The 16059-nt window shown below is 68.4% G+C and carries 19 protein-coding genes; all 19 read left to right on the top strand.

Features of this window, described 5'->3' with window-relative positions; translation table 11 throughout:
• The first annotated feature begins 84 nt into the window (after positions 1 to 84).
• A complete protein-coding gene (locus ACXJKH_RS07930; protein WP_256777358.1) occupies positions 85 to 888 on the top strand; it encodes a lysophospholipid acyltransferase family protein in 804 nt (267 codons plus the stop codon).
• Positions 875 to 1135 carry a phosphopantetheine-binding protein gene (locus ACXJKH_RS07925; protein WP_228886160.1) on the top strand — a complete coding sequence of 87 codons (261 nt, stop codon included), beginning with the start codon at positions 875 to 877 and terminating at the stop codon, positions 1133 to 1135. Before ACXJKH_RS07930 ends, ACXJKH_RS07925 begins: the two co-directional genes overlap by 14 nt.
• Positions 1136 to 1154: 19 nt before the next feature.
• The gene (locus ACXJKH_RS07920) at positions 1155 to 1412 is read left to right on the top strand and encodes an acyl carrier protein (protein WP_256777357.1); all 258 of its coding nucleotides are present in this window, start codon (positions 1155 to 1157) and stop codon (positions 1410 to 1412) included.
• A gap of 22 nt (positions 1413 to 1434) precedes the next feature.
• Entirely contained in the window at positions 1435 to 1986 is a 552-nt protein-coding gene (locus tag ACXJKH_RS07915) for a COG4648 family protein (RefSeq protein WP_256777356.1), read from the top strand.
• Positions 1979 to 3664 carry an AMP-binding protein gene (locus ACXJKH_RS07910; protein WP_457319014.1) on the top strand — a complete coding sequence of 562 codons (1686 nt, stop codon included), beginning with the start codon at positions 1979 to 1981 and terminating at the stop codon, positions 3662 to 3664. Before ACXJKH_RS07915 ends, ACXJKH_RS07910 begins: the two co-directional genes overlap by 8 nt.
• The gene (locus ACXJKH_RS07905) at positions 3657 to 4445 is read left to right on the top strand and encodes a glycosyltransferase family 2 protein (RefSeq protein ID WP_457319013.1); all 789 of its coding nucleotides are present in this window, start codon (positions 3657 to 3659) and stop codon (positions 4443 to 4445) included. Before ACXJKH_RS07910 ends, ACXJKH_RS07905 begins: the two co-directional genes overlap by 8 nt.
• On the top strand, positions 4442 to 4771 hold the full coding sequence (locus ACXJKH_RS07900; RefSeq protein WP_457319012.1) for a hypothetical protein: 330 nt from the start codon (positions 4442 to 4444) through the stop codon (positions 4769 to 4771). The genes ACXJKH_RS07905 and ACXJKH_RS07900 overlap by 4 nt, the downstream gene beginning before the upstream one ends.
• Positions 4771 to 5178, top strand: a complete 408-nt coding sequence (locus ACXJKH_RS07895; protein ID WP_457319011.1) for a hypothetical protein — start codon at positions 4771 to 4773, stop codon at positions 5176 to 5178. Before ACXJKH_RS07900 ends, ACXJKH_RS07895 begins: the two co-directional genes overlap by 1 nt.
• Entirely contained in the window at positions 5168 to 6715 is a 1548-nt protein-coding gene (locus tag ACXJKH_RS07890; RefSeq protein ID WP_457319010.1) for an HAL/PAL/TAL family ammonia-lyase, read from the top strand. Before ACXJKH_RS07895 ends, ACXJKH_RS07890 begins: the two co-directional genes overlap by 11 nt.
• On the top strand, positions 6702 to 7124 hold the full coding sequence (locus ACXJKH_RS07885; RefSeq protein WP_457319009.1) for an acyl-CoA thioesterase: 423 nt from the start codon (positions 6702 to 6704) through the stop codon (positions 7122 to 7124). Before ACXJKH_RS07890 ends, ACXJKH_RS07885 begins: the two co-directional genes overlap by 14 nt.
• A complete protein-coding gene (locus tag ACXJKH_RS07880) occupies positions 7121 to 7750 on the top strand; it encodes an outer membrane lipoprotein carrier protein LolA (RefSeq protein ID WP_457319008.1) in 630 nt (209 codons plus the stop codon). Before ACXJKH_RS07885 ends, ACXJKH_RS07880 begins: the two co-directional genes overlap by 4 nt.
• Positions 7728 to 10112 carry an MMPL family transporter gene (locus ACXJKH_RS07875; RefSeq protein WP_457319007.1) on the top strand — a complete coding sequence of 795 codons (2385 nt, stop codon included), beginning with the start codon at positions 7728 to 7730 and terminating at the stop codon, positions 10110 to 10112. Before ACXJKH_RS07880 ends, ACXJKH_RS07875 begins: the two co-directional genes overlap by 23 nt.
• 52 nt (positions 10113 to 10164) lie before the next feature.
• The gene (locus tag ACXJKH_RS07870; RefSeq protein ID WP_457319006.1) at positions 10165 to 11406 is read left to right on the top strand and encodes an NAD(P)/FAD-dependent oxidoreductase; all 1242 of its coding nucleotides are present in this window, start codon (positions 10165 to 10167) and stop codon (positions 11404 to 11406) included.
• Entirely contained in the window at positions 11394 to 11945 is a 552-nt protein-coding gene (locus ACXJKH_RS07865) for a DUF3261 domain-containing protein (protein ID WP_457319005.1), read from the top strand. Before ACXJKH_RS07870 ends, ACXJKH_RS07865 begins: the two co-directional genes overlap by 13 nt.
• The gene (locus tag ACXJKH_RS07860) at positions 11942 to 13135 is read left to right on the top strand and encodes a beta-ketoacyl-[acyl-carrier-protein] synthase family protein (RefSeq protein WP_457319004.1); all 1194 of its coding nucleotides are present in this window, start codon (positions 11942 to 11944) and stop codon (positions 13133 to 13135) included. Before ACXJKH_RS07865 ends, ACXJKH_RS07860 begins: the two co-directional genes overlap by 4 nt.
• Complete coding sequence (locus tag ACXJKH_RS07855) at positions 13132 to 13593, top strand: hotdog family protein (RefSeq protein ID WP_256777345.1); 462 nt, start codon at positions 13132 to 13134, stop codon at positions 13591 to 13593. The genes ACXJKH_RS07860 and ACXJKH_RS07855 overlap by 4 nt, the downstream gene beginning before the upstream one ends.
• A complete protein-coding gene (gene fabG, locus ACXJKH_RS07850) occupies positions 13590 to 14321 on the top strand; it encodes a 3-oxoacyl-ACP reductase FabG (RefSeq protein WP_256777344.1) in 732 nt (243 codons plus the stop codon). The genes ACXJKH_RS07855 and fabG overlap by 4 nt, the downstream gene beginning before the upstream one ends.
• On the top strand, positions 14321 to 15562 hold the full coding sequence (locus ACXJKH_RS07845) for a beta-ketoacyl-ACP synthase (protein ID WP_256777343.1): 1242 nt from the start codon (positions 14321 to 14323) through the stop codon (positions 15560 to 15562). The genes fabG and ACXJKH_RS07845 overlap by 1 nt, the downstream gene beginning before the upstream one ends.
• A 70-nt stretch (positions 15563 to 15632) precedes the next feature.
• Positions 15633 to 16059: excinuclease ATPase subunit (locus tag ACXJKH_RS07840; RefSeq protein ID WP_457319003.1), on the top strand; the 427-nt coding region annotated here is incomplete at its 3' end.

The following is a 16059-nucleotide window of genomic DNA, read 5'->3' as shown; positions in this document are numbered from 1 at the left end:
GCCTGGAGGCGATGCGCTTCCTGCTTGCCGGCGATGCGAGCCTGCAGCTGGCCGCCGACGGCCAGCAGTGGACCTGGCAGCGCCATGGCTGAGCGCTGGCCGGCCCGTCTGAATCATGCCTGGCGCGTGTTCGGCACCGGCGTCAGCTTTGCCGTGTTCGGTCTGGGCGGCCTGCTGCTGGGCGGGGTGCTGTTCCCGCTGCTGTTCCTGGTCCGCAACCCGCTCCGGCGCCGCGCACTGGCCCGGCGCCTGGTCCAGCTCAGCTTCGCCAGCCACGTCGGCCTGATGCACCGTCTGGGGGTGATGACCTATGAAATCCGGGGGGCCGAGCGCCTGCAGCGCACTGGGCTGCTGATCCTGGCCAACCATCCCACCCTGATCGACGTGGTCCTGCTGATCGCCCAGCTCCCCAACGCCGACTGCGTGGTCAAGCGGGCCGTGGCCTGCAACCCGTTCATGCGCGGCCCGGTGCGGGCGGCCGGCTACGTCTCCAACGACGACGGCGCCGGGCTGATCGACGACTGCATCGCCGCCGTCCAGGCGGGCGGCAACCTGGTGATCTTCCCCGAGGGCACCCGCACGGTCCCCGGCCAGCCGCTGCGGCTGCAGCGCGGGGCGGCCAACATCGCCGTGCGCGGCCGGCTGGACATAACCCCGGTCAGGATCACCTGTACCCCGCCTACCCTGACCAAGGGCCAGAAATGGTATCGTGTGCCATCACGGCGTTTTCACGTTCAGCTGGAAGTCGGGGAAGATCTCCCGATCGCCCCGTTTCTGGTCGTAGCCGGCGACACGCCCAGGGGGGATGCCTTGGCGGCCCGACGCGTGACCGATCATCTTGCCCATTACTTTGACTTCGCTGGAGAACCAAGCCGTGCAGGCACTTGAGCACGAGATCAAGGAATTGATCATTTCATCGCTTTCACTGGAAGACATCACTCCCGAAGACATCGATCCCGCAGCACCCCTGTTTGTCGAGGGACTGGGCCTGGATTCGATTGACGCGCTTGAACTTGGTTTGGCCCTGCAGAAAAAGTACGGTGTCAGCCTGTCCGCGGATTCGGAAGAGACCCGTCGCCATTTCTCCAGCGTGCGTGCCCTGAGCGAGTTTGTCGCCGCACGCCAGCCGTCGTAACGGCGCGTCAGGATTTGCCATGACCAAGAACGAACTTTTCGATCGCATCGTCAAGATCCTCAAGGACAGCTTTGAGATCGAGCCGACGCGCATCACCCCCCAGGCCCGTCTGTACGACGACCTGGACATCGACAGCATCGACGCGGTCGACCTGATCGTGCAGCTCAAGCCGTTGCTCGGCCGCAACCTGCAGCCGGAGGCATTCAAGTCGGTGCGCACCGTGCAGGACATCGTCGACGTGGTGCACGGGCTGTTGCCCGGTCAAGCAGCCGCCTGACGGCTGCCGCAGGACACTGACCATGGTCCGGGTGCGCGTCGCGGCGTTTGCGTTGCTGTCGTTGGCATACCCGCTGGTGGTGTACCTGTCGCTGGGCCGGTTCGAGCCGCGCTGGCTCTCGCTGCTGTTGTTCGGGATGGCCGCGCTGCGCGCGCTGACCACCCGCCAGCCGGTGTGGTGGGTGGCCGCGCTGGGCACCGGCGTGCTGGCGCTGGTGGCCACCGCCTTCAACCAGGCCCTGCCGCTGAAACTGTACCCGGCGCTGGTGAACGCGGTGATGCTGGTGATCTTTGCCACCAGCCTGCGCTTCCCGCCCAGTGCGGTGGAACGCCTGGCGCGGTTGAGCGAACCGGACCTGCCGCCGTTCGCGGTGATCTATACCCGCCGTGTCACCTGGGTGTGGTGCGGTTTCTTTGTTCTCAACGGAAGTCTGGCCCTGGCCACGGCGCTGTGGGCGTCCAACCAGGTCTGGGCGCTCTACAACGGATTGTTGGCGTACGTGATGATGGGTGCTCTGTTTGGCGGGGAATGGCTGGTGCGGCGACGGGTGAAAGCGGCGCACGCCCATGGCTGACTGGATCGCACTGGACCGGCTGGCAGTGTCGCCCTTGCCCGGCCGCATCGTGGGTGAAGCGGCGCACGGCGCCGTGGGCCATCCCGAATTCAGGCAGCAGGTCCTGCGCTGGCAGCAGGCGTTCGCGCGCGCGCCGGGCAGCGACTGGGCGCTGTATTTTGATGACGCCCTGGCCTTTGCCGCCGCCCTGCTGGGCGCCTGGCATGCCGGCAAGCGCGTGTTCCTCGGGGGCGACAACCTGCCGGCCACGCTGGAAGGACTGCGCCCGCGCGTGAGCGGTTTTGCCGGTGATGTGCCCGCCCGCCATGCACCGCTGCAGCCGGACGCCGACGTGCGGACCGATGCGCCGCTGCTGCCGCTGGACGAGAACCAGCTGGAACTGGTGGTGTTCACTTCCGGCAGCACCGGCGCGCCAAGTGCGATCGTCAAGCGCATGCGCCAACTGACCCGCGAAGTGGATGCCCTGCAGGCCGCCTTCGGCGAACAGCTGGAAGGTGCGCAGGTGCATGGCACGGTGTCGCACCAGCATATCTATGGGCTGCTGTTCCGCGTGCTGTGGCCGCTGGCGGCCGGGCGCGCGATCCAGCCACGGCGGTTCTTCCACGAAGACCTGGTCAGTGCGCTGGCGCAGCAGCCCTCGGTGCTGGTGGCCACCCCGGCCCACCTCAAACGCCTGCCCGAACAACTCGACTGGTCCTCGCTCCAGGGCCAGCTGCGCGCGGTGTTTTCCTCCGGTGGCCCCTTGCCGGAAGACGCGGCGCTGCAGGTGCGTGCGCTGTTGGGCGTGGCACCGACCGAAGTCTTTGGCAGCAGCGAAACCGGCGGCATCGCCTGGCGCCGTTGGAGCGCCGACCAGCCGCAGTGGCATCCGCTGCCTGGCGTGGCCTGGCGGGTCGACGATGGCTGCCTGTCGGTGCGCTCGCCGCACCTGCACGACGAGGACTGGTGGCAGACCCAGGACCGCGTAGACGCCGATGCCGGGCGCAGCTTCCGCCTGCTCGGGCGTGCCGACCGCATCGTCAAGATCGAAGAGCGGCGGGTGTCGCTGGATGCGCTGGAACAGCAGCTGCGCCTGCATCCACACGTGCAGGACGTGCGCGTGCTGGTGCTGCCGGGCGCGCGCGAACAGCTGGCGGCCGTGGTCGTGCCACAGCCGGCCGATGTGGCCGGCTGGGACGATGCGCAGCGCCGCCGCCATGCGCAGGCGCTGGGCGCGCACTTGGCCAGCAGCCACGATGCGGTAACGCGTCCACGGCGCTGGCGCTTCGTCGACGAACTGCCGCTCAACGCGCAGGGCAAGGTCACCGCTGCGGCGCTGGCGGCGCTGTTCCGGCCGTTGTTCCCGGTGGTGCAGTGGCAACAGCGCGATGCCGACGCCGCGCGCCTGCTGTTGCCGCTGGATGCGGACCTGATCGCCTTTGACGGGCATTTCCCGCAGGCCAAGATCCTGCCAGGCGTGGTCCAGCTGGACTGGGCGATCCACTACGCGCGCGAGGTCTTCGCCATGCCGCCGCGTTTTGCGCGCATGGATGCGCTGAAATTCCAGCACGTGGCCCGGCCCGGCGATTGCCTGCAGCTCACCCTGGGCTGGGATGCGGTCAAATCGGTGCTGAGCTTCCGCTATGTCTCCGACCACGGCGTGCACGCCAGTGGCCGGGTGGTGTTCGGCGATGCATGAAGCCGCGCGACGTGGCAGGCCGGCGGCGCCGTTCACGCCACTGGTGGTGATTCCGGTCTATGACCATGAACACGCCATCGGTGCGGTCGTGCGCGGCGTACTCGCCAGCGGGCTGCCCTGCCTGCTGGTCGACGATGGCTCGCATGCCGGCTGCGCGCAGGTGCTCGATGCACTGGCCGCCGACCCTGCGGGACAGGTGGCGCTGCTGCGCCTGCCGGTCAACCAGGGCAAGGGCGGTGCGATGCTGGCCGGGTTCGCCGAGGCGGCCCGGCGCGGGCACAGTCACGTGTTGCAGATCGATGCCGACGGCCAGCACGATCCCACCGACATCCCACGCTTCGCCGCCCTGGCGCAGCAGCATCCCGATGCGGTGATCTGCGGCATTCCTGCCTATGACGACAGCGTGCCCAAGGCGCGGCTGTACGGGCGCTATGCCACCCACATCTGGGTGTGGATCAACACCTTGTCGCTGCAGATCCGCGATTCGATGTGCGGCTTCCGGCTGTATCCGCTGGCACCGGTGACGCGGCTGGTGGGCGAGGAGACCATTGGCCGGCGCATGGATTTCGACAGCGAGATCCTGGTGCGCCTGTTCTGGCGCAACGTGCCGGTGATCAGCCTGTCGACCCGGGTCACCTATCCCAGCGACGGCGTGTCGCATTTCCACGTGTGGCGCGACAACGTCCGCATCAGCCGCATGCACACCCGCCTGTTCTTCGGCATGCTCCGGCGCGCGCCGCGGCTGCTGTGGCAGCGTGCTGCCGGAACGCGCGTCGCATGACCGCGCCGGCACCGGCCAACGCGCCGCACTGGGCCGACCTGGGTGAAACCACCTCGGCGGCCGGGGTGCTGTTCCTGTGCTGGGTGCACCGCTGGTTCGGGCGCTGGCCGTTCCGCCTGTGCGTGTACCCGGTGGTGCTGTGCCATTGGCTGGGCAATCGCGTGGCGCGGCAATCCTCGCGGCAGTACCTGCAGCGGCTGCAGGCGCATACCGGCGTGCTCGGCCGCGCGCCGGGGCGCTGGACCAGCCTGAAGCATTTCGCGCTGTTCGCCGACACCCTGCTGGACAAGCTGCTCGGCCTGGGCGGGCGTTATCCGCCGAGCTGATGCAGGTCACCGACATGGGCCCGGCCACGGCGGTGGAGCTGCAGCGCCGGGTCGGCGAGGGCGGCTTTGTGGCCATCGTCGGCGACCGCGTGCCGCTGCGTGGCGGCCGCACCGTGCCCGCGCCATTCCTCGGCCACGTGGCGCAGTTCCCGATCGGCGCGTATGTGCTGGCCTCCGCGCTGGCCTGCCCGGTCTACACGATGGCGTGCCTGCACGAGGGCAATGGCTACCGCGTGCGCTTCGAGCACTTCAGCGATCGCATCGTGCTGCCCCGCGGCTCGCGCGATGCCGCGCTGACCGCGCAGGCCGAACAGTTTGCCCGTTGGCTTGAAGTACAGGTCACCCAGGCACCCTTGGACTGGTTCAATTTCTTCCCCTTCTGGGATCAGGCATCTCATGGCAAGTAAGTCGTCCCCCATTCGCTTCGGCGATGCACCGCTGACCATCGAAGACGTGGTCGCGCTGTCCCAGCGCAAGGCCGAGGCCGTCGTCACCGATGATCCGGCCTTCACCGCGCGCATCCAGCGCGGCGCCGACTTCCTCGACCGCCTGCTGCGCGAAGACGGCGTCATCTACGGGGTGACCACCGGCTACGGCGATTCGTGCACGGTGAACATTCCGCCGGCGCTGGTGGCCGAGCTGCCGCACCATCTGTTCACCTACCACGGCTGCGGCCTGGGCCGGTTCCTGGATGAAAGCGAGACCCGCGCGGTGATCGCCGCGCGCCTGGCCTCGCTGGTGCGCGGCATGTCCGGGGTCAGCCACCCGCTGCTGCAGGGCCTGGCCACGCTGCTGCGCCATGACGTACTGCCGCTGATTCCGGCCGAAGGCTCGGTCGGTGCCAGTGGCGACCTCACCCCGCTGTCGTACGTGGCCGCCGTGCTGTGCGGCGAGCGCGAGGTGATGTACCAAGGTGCGCGGCGCGCCGCCGCCGAGGTGCTTGCCGAGATCGGCATGACCCCGCTGCGACTGCGCCCCAAGGAAGGCCTGGCGATCATGAACGGCACGGCGGTGATGACCGCGCTGGCCTGCCTGGCCTATGACCGCGCCGACTACCTGACCCGGCTGGCCACCCGCCTGACCGCCTTCAACGTGCTGGCCAGCGACGGCAACGCGCACCACTTCGATGAAATGCTGTTTGCCGCCAAGCCGCACCCGGGCCAGATGCAGATCGCCGCACGCCTGCGCGAAGACCTGCACAGCGATCGTCCACCGCGCAACGAACAGCGCCTGCAGGACCGTTACTCGCTGCGCTGCGCGCCGCACGTGATCGGGGTGGTCCAGGACGCGCTTCCGTTCTTCCGCCAGTTGATCGAAACCGAACTCAACAGCGCCAACGACAACCCGCTGATCGACGCAGAGGGCGAGCGCATCCTGCACGGCGGACACTTCTACGGTGGCCACATCGCCTTCGCGATGGACGCGCTGAAGAACACCATCGCCAACCTGGCCGACCTGCTCGACCGGCAGATGGCGCTGGTGGTGGACGCGCGCTTCAACCATGGCCTGCCGGCCAACCTGTCGGCCGCCACCGGCGAGCGTGCGGCGATCAACCACGGCCTGAAGGCGCTGCAGATCAGCGTGTCGGCGTGGACCGCCGAGGCGCTCAAGCAGACCATGCCGGCCTCGGTGTTCTCGCGTTCCACCGAATGCCACAACCAGGACAAGGTCAGCATGGGCACCATCGCCGCGCGCGACTGCCTGCGCGTGATCGAACTGACCGAACAGGTCGTCGCCGCGTTGCTGATCACCGCCCGGCAGGGCGTGGCGCTGCGCCAGCGGGTAGGCATGAACGCCACCCTGCATGGCGATCTGGACGTGATGTACCAGGATCTGTGCGCGCGCATCGCCCTGGTCGAGGAAGACCGCGCGCTGGATGGCGAATTGCGCGGCCTGCTCGACGATATCCGCGGCCAGCGCTGGGAGTTGTATGTCCAGTCCTGACCTAAGCATCGAAGTGACGTTGTCGCCGACCTTCCACGACTGCGATCCGATGCACGTGGTGTGGCACGGCAACTACTTCAAATACTTCGAGATCGCGCGCTGCGCGCTGCTGCAGCGCTACAACTACGACTACCCGCAGATGCGCGACTCCGGCTATCTCTGGCCGGTGGTGGACGCGCGGGTGAAGTACATCCGCCCGCTGCTGTACGGGCAGGCGCTGCGCGTGCGCGCCACCATCACCGAGTGGGAAAACCGGCTGAAGATCGTCTACGAGATCCTCGATGCCGACAGCGGCACGGTCCTCACCCGTGCCTACACCATCCAGGTGGCGGTGGATGCGACCACCAATGAAATGCTGTACCTGTGCCCGTCCGTGCTGTGGGACCGTCTGGGAGTGGAAGTGAAATGAATGCTGTGCTGCGCACGCTGGTCGTGCTGTTGTCGTTGCTCGTGGCGGTGCCGGCGTTGGCCGCGCCCGCTACTGCCGATGTCGATCTGGTCAAGCAGCGCGTGGCCAAGGTTGGCGTGCTGCATGGGGAGTTCACCCAGGAAAAGCAGGTCGCCGGCTTCAAGAATCCGCTGCGTTCGCAGGGCCGCTTCGTACTGGCCCAGGACCATGGCGTGATCTGGACCACGCTCAAGCCGTTCCCGTCCGAGGTGGTGGTGACCCGCGACCGCATCCTCAGCCGGCAGCGCGATGGCAGCAGCCGGGTCGAACTGGATGGCCGCCAGCAGCCGGCGATGCGCTCGGTCAACGCGATCATGTTCGCGCTGATGAGCGGCGACGCACAGGCGTTGTCGGTGCAGTTCACGGTCAAGGTCGAGGCGCTGCCCGACAACGGCTGGAGAATGCAGCTCACCCCGCGCTCGACGATGCTCGGCAAGGTGTTCACCGCGCTCACCCTGAGCGGTGACCGCTACGTGCGGCAGGTGCAGATCACCGAAGCCAACCAGGATGTCACCCGCATCCAGTTCGCCGGCATGAGCGAGACCCCGGCACAGCTGAGCGCCGATGAGGGTCGCAAGTTTGAATGAGTCGCTGCGCAACCGGCTGGGCAATGCCTTGACCCCGAACGGGCGGCTGCAGCGCGTGTGGCGCTGGCTGGCCATCGTCTGGCTGCTGGTGCTGATCGGCCTGGGTGCACAGCAATGGCACCTGTGGAAAAGCCAGTCGCGGATCGACACCGACATCCTGGCGCTGTTGCCGCAGGATGCCAACGACCGGCTGCTGTCCGACGTCACCCGGCGCATCGCCGATGCCAACGCGCGGCAGATCGTGGTGTTGCTGGGCAGCGCCGACGCGGCGCAGACCAAAGCGGCCGAACAGGCCTTCCGCGCCTCGCTGCGCGACAGCGCCGAGGGCAAGGCGCTGCTGGTGGAAAGCGGGTCGATCGAAGGCTGGTTCGAACAGGCGCGCGCCTTTTACGCGCCCTACCGCGACCGTCTGCTCACCAGCGACCAGCGCCAGCGCCTGCAGGCCCAGCCGGTCGATGGGCTGGCCGAATCGGCACTGGCGGCGCTGTACGGCCCGATGGGCGCGCCCCGGCTGACCGAATGGCGGCAGGACCCGCTGTCGCTGTGGCCGCAGTGGTGGCAGGAGCGTGCGCTGGGGTCGGGCCTGCGCGTGGGCGATGACGGCCTCCTTGAAGCCGATGGCAAGCATTGGTCGATCGTGCAGTACGACACGGTCGGCTCGGCGTTCCAGCTCGATGGCGAGCGTCATATCGACACGCTGCTGGATGCGGCGACCGCCGCAGCCGACAAGCAGGCGCCCGGGCTGGAGGTACTGCGCGCCGGCGTGCCGCTGCATGCTGAAGCGGCCGCGGTACAGGCCAACCGCGAGATCAACACGATCGGCTGGGGCTCGCTGGCCGCCGTGCTGCTGCTGGTCTGGCTGGCCTTCCGTTCGCTGCGCCCGATCCTGCTGGTGGCCGCCTCGCTGCTGATCGGCTGCGGCGTCGCGCTGGCGGTGACGGTGCTGGTGTTCGGCAAGGTGCACGTGCTGACCCTGGTGTTCGGTGCGTCGCTGGTCGGCGTGGCCGAGGACTACGGCATCCACTGGTTCGCGTCGCGCCAGGCCGAACCGGCCGACCGCCGCTGGAAGCTGTTGCGCCACCTGCTGCCCGGCCTGTGGCTGGCCCTGCTGACCAGCGCGCTGGCCTACCTGGCGCTGGGCCTGGCCCCGTTCCCCGGCCTGCGCCAGATGGCGCTGTTCTCGGTGGTCGGGCTGGCAGGCGCGTTCCTGACCGTGATCTTCTGGTTCCCCTGGCTGGATGGCGGCGAAATCCGCGCCACCGGCTTCTCGCGCTGGCTGGGCAACACGCTGGAACGCTGGCCGCGCCTGCACGGGCGCAAGGCCGTGCTGTTCCTGGGTGTGGTGGCCGTGTTCTCGGCGGTCGGCATCGCGCGGCTGGGCAGCAATGACGACCTGCGCAGCCTGCAGTCCTCGCCCAAGACCCTGATCGACCAGCAGATCCGCATCAGCCAGATGCTGGGCATGCCCAGCCCGGCGCAGTTCTATCTGGTGCAGGGCGATGACGCCGAACAGGTACTGCAGCGCGAGGAAGCGCTGGTCGAACGCCTGCGCGTGCTGTCCACCAGGAAGCAGATCGGCGGCTACCGCGCGATCAGCGACTGGCTGCCGTCACGCCAGCGCCAGCACGCCGATGCCGCACTCACCGCCAAGGTCGAGCCGCAGGTGCTCGGCAAGGTGGGCCAGGCGGTCGGCGAACCGCTGGTGCGCCCGGATTACGCGGCGCAGGACCTGGACGCCGACGCGTTCCTGGCCTCGCCGGCGGCGATGCCGTTCCGGCATCTGTGGCTGGGCAAGGTCGGTGGCGGACTGGCGTCGGTGGTGATGGTGGACGACCTGTCCCGCACCGATGCCCTGACCTTGCTGGAAGCGCAGGCCGAAGGCATCCCGGGCGTGCGCTGGGTCGATCGCACCGCCGATTTCTCCAAGCTGCTCAAGCACTACCGCAAGCTGATGAGCGTGCTGCTGCTGGTCGGCATCGTGCTGGTATTCGCGGTGCTCTACTGGCGCTACCGCGCCCAGGCGTGGCGCGTGTTCGCCCCGACCCTGGTGGCCGGCGCGCTGACCCTGGCCCTGCTGGGCCTGTTCGGCCAGCCGCTGCAGCTGTTCAATGTGCTGGCGCTGATGCTGCTGCTGGGCATGGGCATCGATTACGGCATCTTCCTGATCGAGCACCGCGGCGATGCCAGTGCGTGGCTGGCGGTGTGCGTGGGCGCGGCCAGTACCTGGCTGTCGTTCGGCCTGCTTGGCCTGTCGGCCACGCCGGCGCTGCGTGCGTTCGGGCTGACCCTGTTGTTCGGCATCGGTCTGGTGTGGATGATCTCGCCGCTGTTCCGGCCGCCGCCGCACGACGCCCCGCAGTGAGTCGCCCGCCTGTCCTTCCTTCTCCCACGTTTTCCTGATCAAGGATGTATCGATGAACCCGCAAGTGGAAACAACCGAGATCCTCGTCATCGGCGCAGGCCCGGCCGGTTCCGTTGCTGCGGCCATGCTGCGCAGGCAGGGTCGTCAGGTGCTGATGCTGGAGCGCCAGCAGTTCCCGCGTTTCTCGATCGGCGAGAGCCTGCTGCCGCAGAGCATGGAATACATCGAAGCGGCAGGCCTGCTGCAGGATGTGGTGCAGGYCGGGTTCCAGTACAAGAACGGCGCTGCCTTCGTGCGCGGCGAGGCCAGCACCGAATTCGATTTCCGCGACAAGTTCTCGCCCGGTTGGGGCACCACCTACCAGGTACAGCGCRCCGACTTCGATGACGTGCTCGCGCGCGGCGCCGAGCGCATGGGCGCCACCCTGCGCTTCGGCGATGAAGTGCTGTCGGTGCAGCCCGGTCGCCCGGCGCGGGTGCAGGTACGCCGTCCCGATGGCAGCGAGTACACCATCGACGCCGGCTTCATCCTCGACGCCAGTGGTTTCGCACGGTTGCTGCCGCGCTTGTTGAACCTGGAATCGCCGTCGAACTTCCCGGTGCGCGGGGCGATCTTCTGCCACGTGCGCGACCACATCCCGGCCGGCGCGGGCTTTGACCGCAACAAGATCCTGATCACCACCCATCCCGAACACGTGGACGTGTGGTACTGGACCATCCCCTTCTCCAATGGCTGCTGCTCGCTGGGCGTGGTCGCCGAGCCGAGCTTCTTCGAAAAATACCCCGGTACCGACCTGGAGAAACTGCAGGCGATCGTCGGCGAAGACCCCAATCTGACCCGCCTGCTCAAGAACGCCGAATGGGCGGTGCTGCCGGTGCGTACCATCACCGGCTACTCGGCCAACGTCAGCGCGCTGTGGGGCGAGGGCTATGCGCTGCTCGGCAATGCCGGCGAGTTCCTCGACCCGGTGTTTTCCTCCGGCGTCACCATCGCCTTCAAGTCCGCGCAGCTGGCCAGTGACTGCCTGGCCCGCGAACATGCCGGTGAAGCCGTGGATTGGGAGCAGGACTTCTCCATCCCGCTGCGCGCCGGGGTGAAGACCTTCCGGCGCTTCGTCGAAGCCTGGTACGCCGGCGGCTTCCAGAAGATCATCTACCACCCCGCCCAGCAGCCCGAACTGCGCCGCATGATCTCCTCGATCCTGGCCGGTTACGCGTGGGACACCAATAATCCGTACGTGGCCGATGCAACCGGTCGCCGCCTGCGGGTGCTGGAGGAACTGTGCACCGTCTGATCGCCTCCCTGCTGCTGTGCCTGCTGCTGGCGTCCTGCGCCAGCACCCGCATGCCCGCGCCCCTGGTGCAGCTGCCGACCCTGCAGTTGGCGCCGTCGGCGCTGCCGCAGCCGCTGCAGTTGCAGCAGCGCCTGCAGTTCCGCTTCGGCACCCACGAACGCGAACTGGATGCGCTGCTCGAGGCCGATGGCAGCCAGGTACGGCTGGCGGTGCAGGCAATGGGCCAGACCGGCGTGCGCATGGTCTGGGACGGCACCACGCTGGAACAGACCCGTGCGCCCTGGCTGCCACCGCAGGTGCGTGGCGAGCGCGTGCTGGACGACCTGCAGTTCGCGCTGTGGCCGGCCGCGGCGATCCGCGCGGCGCTGCCGGCCGGCTGGACGCTGGTGGACGCCGGTGGCGAGCGTCGGTTGGAGCAGGGCGGCAAGGCGTGGTTGCTGTTGGAACCGCTGCCCGACGGCCGGGTGCGCCTGCGCAACCTGGCCGAAGGCTATGAACTGGTGATTGAATCGTTGGACATGGAACAGGCACCGCCGTGAGCAGTAGCAGCCGCGCGATCTATCTGAATGAACTGGGCGTGGTCTGCGCGCTCGGCGGCGACCGCGCGCAGGTGGGTCAGGGTCTGTTCGCCGACCAGCCTGGCGGCCTGCGCGACAACGACCAGCTGATCGCCGGGCGCACCCTGGCGCTGGGCGAAGTGGCCACGCCGCTGCCGGACCTGTCCGCGCTGCCGGTGGCGCTGCGCGGGCGCAACAACGCGCTGCTGGAAGCGGCCCTGGTGCAGATCCGCCCGGCGGTGGATGCGGCGATCGCCCGTTACGGCGCGCAGCGCGTGGCGGTGATCATCGGCACCAGTACCTCGGGCATCGGCGAATCGGAAAATGCCCTGCGCTGCCACCGTGACCACGGCCAGTGGCCGGACGACTTCCATTACGCCCAACAGGAAATGGGCACCTCGGCGCGTTTCGTGCGCGAGCGCATTGGCAGCAGCGGCCCGGCGTGGACGATCTCCACCGCGTGTTCGTCCAGCGCCAAGGCGCTGATGTCGGCCGCGCGCCTGCTGCGCGCCGGGGTGGTCGATGCGGTCGTCGCCGGCGGCGCCGATTCGCTGTGCCGCTTCACCGTGGCCGGATTCAGCGCGCTGGAGTCGGTCTCGGCCGCGCGCTGCAATCCGTTTTCGGCCAACCGCAACGGCATCAATATCGGCGAGGGCGCCGCGCTGTTCCTGATGACCGCAGAACCCGGCCCGGTGCGTCTGTCCGGCTGGGGCGAGTCGTCCGACGCGCACCACATGTCCGCCCCCGATCCGCAGGCACGCGGCGCCATCGATGCGATGCAGCAGGCGCTGGACCGCGCCGGGCTGTCGGCCGCACAGGTGGACTATGTCAACCTGCACGGCACCGCCACCGGCCACAACGATGCGATGGAAAGCCAGGCCGTTGCCGCCGTACTGGGCACGCGCGTGCCAGCCAGTTCGACCAAACCGCTGACCGGGCACACCCTGGGCGCGTCCGGGGCGATCGAGGCGGCGCTGTGCTGGATGGTCCTGGCCGACAACCCGCGCCAGCAGCTGCCCACCCACTGGTGGGACGGGCAGGCCGACGCCGCGTTGCCGGCACTGGCCCTGGTCGCGCCGGGCACCCTGGCCGCGCACCCGCCGCAGCATGTGCTCAGCCACTCGTTCGCCTTCGGCGGCAGCAACGCCGTGCTGGCACTGGCACGGGCATGAGCATGCCGCTGCCGCACAACATCGATGACGTGCTCCCGCACCGCGACAGCATGCGCCTGATCGACCGGCTGCTGGACTGGCAGCCCGAGTCGATCGTGGTCGAAGTGGACGTGCCCGCGCATGGCCTGTTCACCACGCCTGAGGGCGTCCCGGCCTGGGTGGGCGTGGAATACATGGCGCAGGCGATCGCGGCCTGGGCCGGGTGCAAGGCGCGCCAGGCCGGACGCGAGCCGTCCATCGGTTTCCTGCTGGGCACCCGCCGCTACACCGCGCACCAGCCGTACTTCGCGGCGGGCACCTGCCTGCGTGTAGAGGCACAGTGCGAGCTGATGGGCGAAAATGGCCTGGGCATGTTCGCCTGCCGGATCCTGGCAGGTGCTGACGAATTGGCGGTCGCCAACGTTTCCGTGTTTGAACCACGCGATGCGATGGCCTATCTGGAGAGTGGAGAGGCATGACAGGGAATCTGACGGTGCTGGTGACCGGCGCCAGCCGGGGCATCGGCCGCGCCGTGGCGCTGCGGATCGCGCGCGACGGCTTCGACGTGGTGGTGCATTGCCGCAGCCGCATCGAGGAAGCACAGGCGGTGGTCGCCGATATCCAGGCGCTGGGCCGGCAGGCGCGCGTGCTGATGTTCGACGTGTCCGACCGCGATGCCGCGCGTACCGCGCTGGAGGCCGACGTGGAAGCACACGGCGCCTACTACGGGGTGGTGTGCAATGCGGGCATCGCCCGTGACGGCGCTTTCCCGGCGATGCCGGCCGAGGACTGGGACGCGGTGGTGCACACCAACCTGGACAGCTTCTACAACGTGCTGCACCCGCTGGTGATGCCGATGGTGCGGCGGCGCAAGCCGGGCCGCATCGTCACCCTGTCCTCGGTGTCGGGGCTGGTCGGCAACCGTGGCCAGACCAATTACAGTGCGGCCAAGGCCGGCATCATCGGTGCCACCAAGGCGCTGGCACTGGAACTGGCCAGCCGCGCGATCACCGTCAACTGCGTGGCGCCGGGGCTGATCGAGACCGAGATGGTCAATCAGGAAGTGCTCGACCACGCGCTGAAACTCATTCCCGCCGGACGCATGGGTCAGCCGGACGAGGTCGCCCACGCCGTCTCCTTCCTGCTGTCCGAATCGGCCGGCTACATCACCCGCCAGGTGATCTCGGTCAATGGAGGCATGGTCTGATGCGTAGAACCGATCGTCGCGTGGTGGTCACCGGTGCCGCCGCGCTCAGTCCGCTGGGCCACGACTGGCCGAGCATCCGCGAGCGTCTGCACGCCCGCGTCAACGCGGTGCGTTACATCCCCGAGTGGGAAGTCTTCGACGGCCTCAACACCCGCCTGGCCGCGCCGGTACAGGACTATGACCTGCCGGCGCACTACAACCGCAAGACCACCCGCAGCATGGGCAAGGTGGCGGTGATGTCGGTGCGCGCCACCGAGCTGGCGCTGGAAGCGGCCGGCCTGCTCGGCCACCCGGTGCTGCGCAGTGGCATGGCCGGCGTCGCCTACGGGTCGTCCTCGGGCAGCCACGAGGCCACCGCCGAGTTCGGTCGCATGCTCCACGAGCACACCACCGAGGGCATCAGCGCCACCACGTACCTGAAGATGATGAGCCACACCTCGCCGGTCAACATCGGGGTGTTCTTCGGCCTGTCCGGGCGCGTCTACACCACCTCCAGCGCCTGCACCTCGGGCAGCCAGGGCGTGGGCGCCGGCTACGAGGCGATCCGCAGCGGCAAGCAACTGGTGATGGTCACCGGTGGCGCCGAGCAGCTCGATGCGACCGCCGCGGCGGTGTTCGACACGTTGTTTGCCACCAGCGTGCGCAACGATGCGCCGCAGACCACGCCGAGCCCGTTCGATGCCAACCGCGACGGCCTGGTGCTGGGCGAGGGCGCCGGTACGCTGATCCTGGAAGAGCTGGAGCACGCGCAGGCGCGCGGTGCCACGATCCTGGCCGAGGTGGTGGGCTATGGCACCAACAGCGATGGCCAGCACGTCACCCAGCCGAGCGCGGACACGATGGCCCAGGCGATGCGCCTGGCGCTGGAAGATGCGGGCCTGGACGCGGCGCAGATCGGCTACGTCAACGCGCACGGCACCGCCACCGACCACGGCGACATCGCCGAGACCCAGGCTACCGCGCAGGTGTTCGGGCCAGGCATGCCAATCAGTTCCTTGAAGAGCTACGTGGGCCACATGCTCGGTGCCTGCGGCGCGTTCGAGGCCTGGATGACGATCGAGATGATGCGCGAGGGCTGGTTCGCGCCGACCTTGAATCTGCACGCGGTGGACCCGCGCTGCGGCGCGCTGGATTTCATCCAGGGCGAAGGCCGCGCGCTGCAGACCGACTATGTCATGAGCAACAATTTCGCCTTCGGCGGGATCAACACGTCGTTGATCTTCCGTCGCTGGCAGGACTGATGTACCCGGCCCGGATCCGGGCCGGTTTCCCACGCACCACCCTGCGCCCCACCAACAAGGAGAAGTTTGAATGCGTCGTTTTGCCCTGATTGCCGCCACCGCGTTGCTCGCCGTCGCCAGCACCGCCCAGGCCCGTGATACCCGTGTCGAACAGTCGCTGCGTGAGCTGGTGAGCTCGCAGGCCGCACGCGATGCCGGGATCGACGGCAGCGTGCGTTTCTACCTGGCCGGCGAGAAGGTCAACGTCCAGCAGCGCTTCGGCGAGGACGTGACCAACAAGAAGACCAACGCGGCCAACAAGAGCGACGAGGAGGCCTGCCGCTGGGTGGCCCTGTCGGCGCTGCGCGCGCTGCAGGACGGCGCCAAGTCGCGTAACGCCAACGCGGTGGTGGACATCGTGAGCTACTACAAGAAGAACGAGTTCAAGAGCGCGACCAACTACGAGTGCTACGCCGGCACCATCATGGCCGGCGTAGCCCTCAAGGGCACCTACGCCA

This window comes from Stenotrophomonas sp. P5_B8, assembly GCF_054049855.1.
Note: the sequence above shows the minus strand (reverse complement) of the source record. Positions and strands in the feature narration are given on the sequence as shown.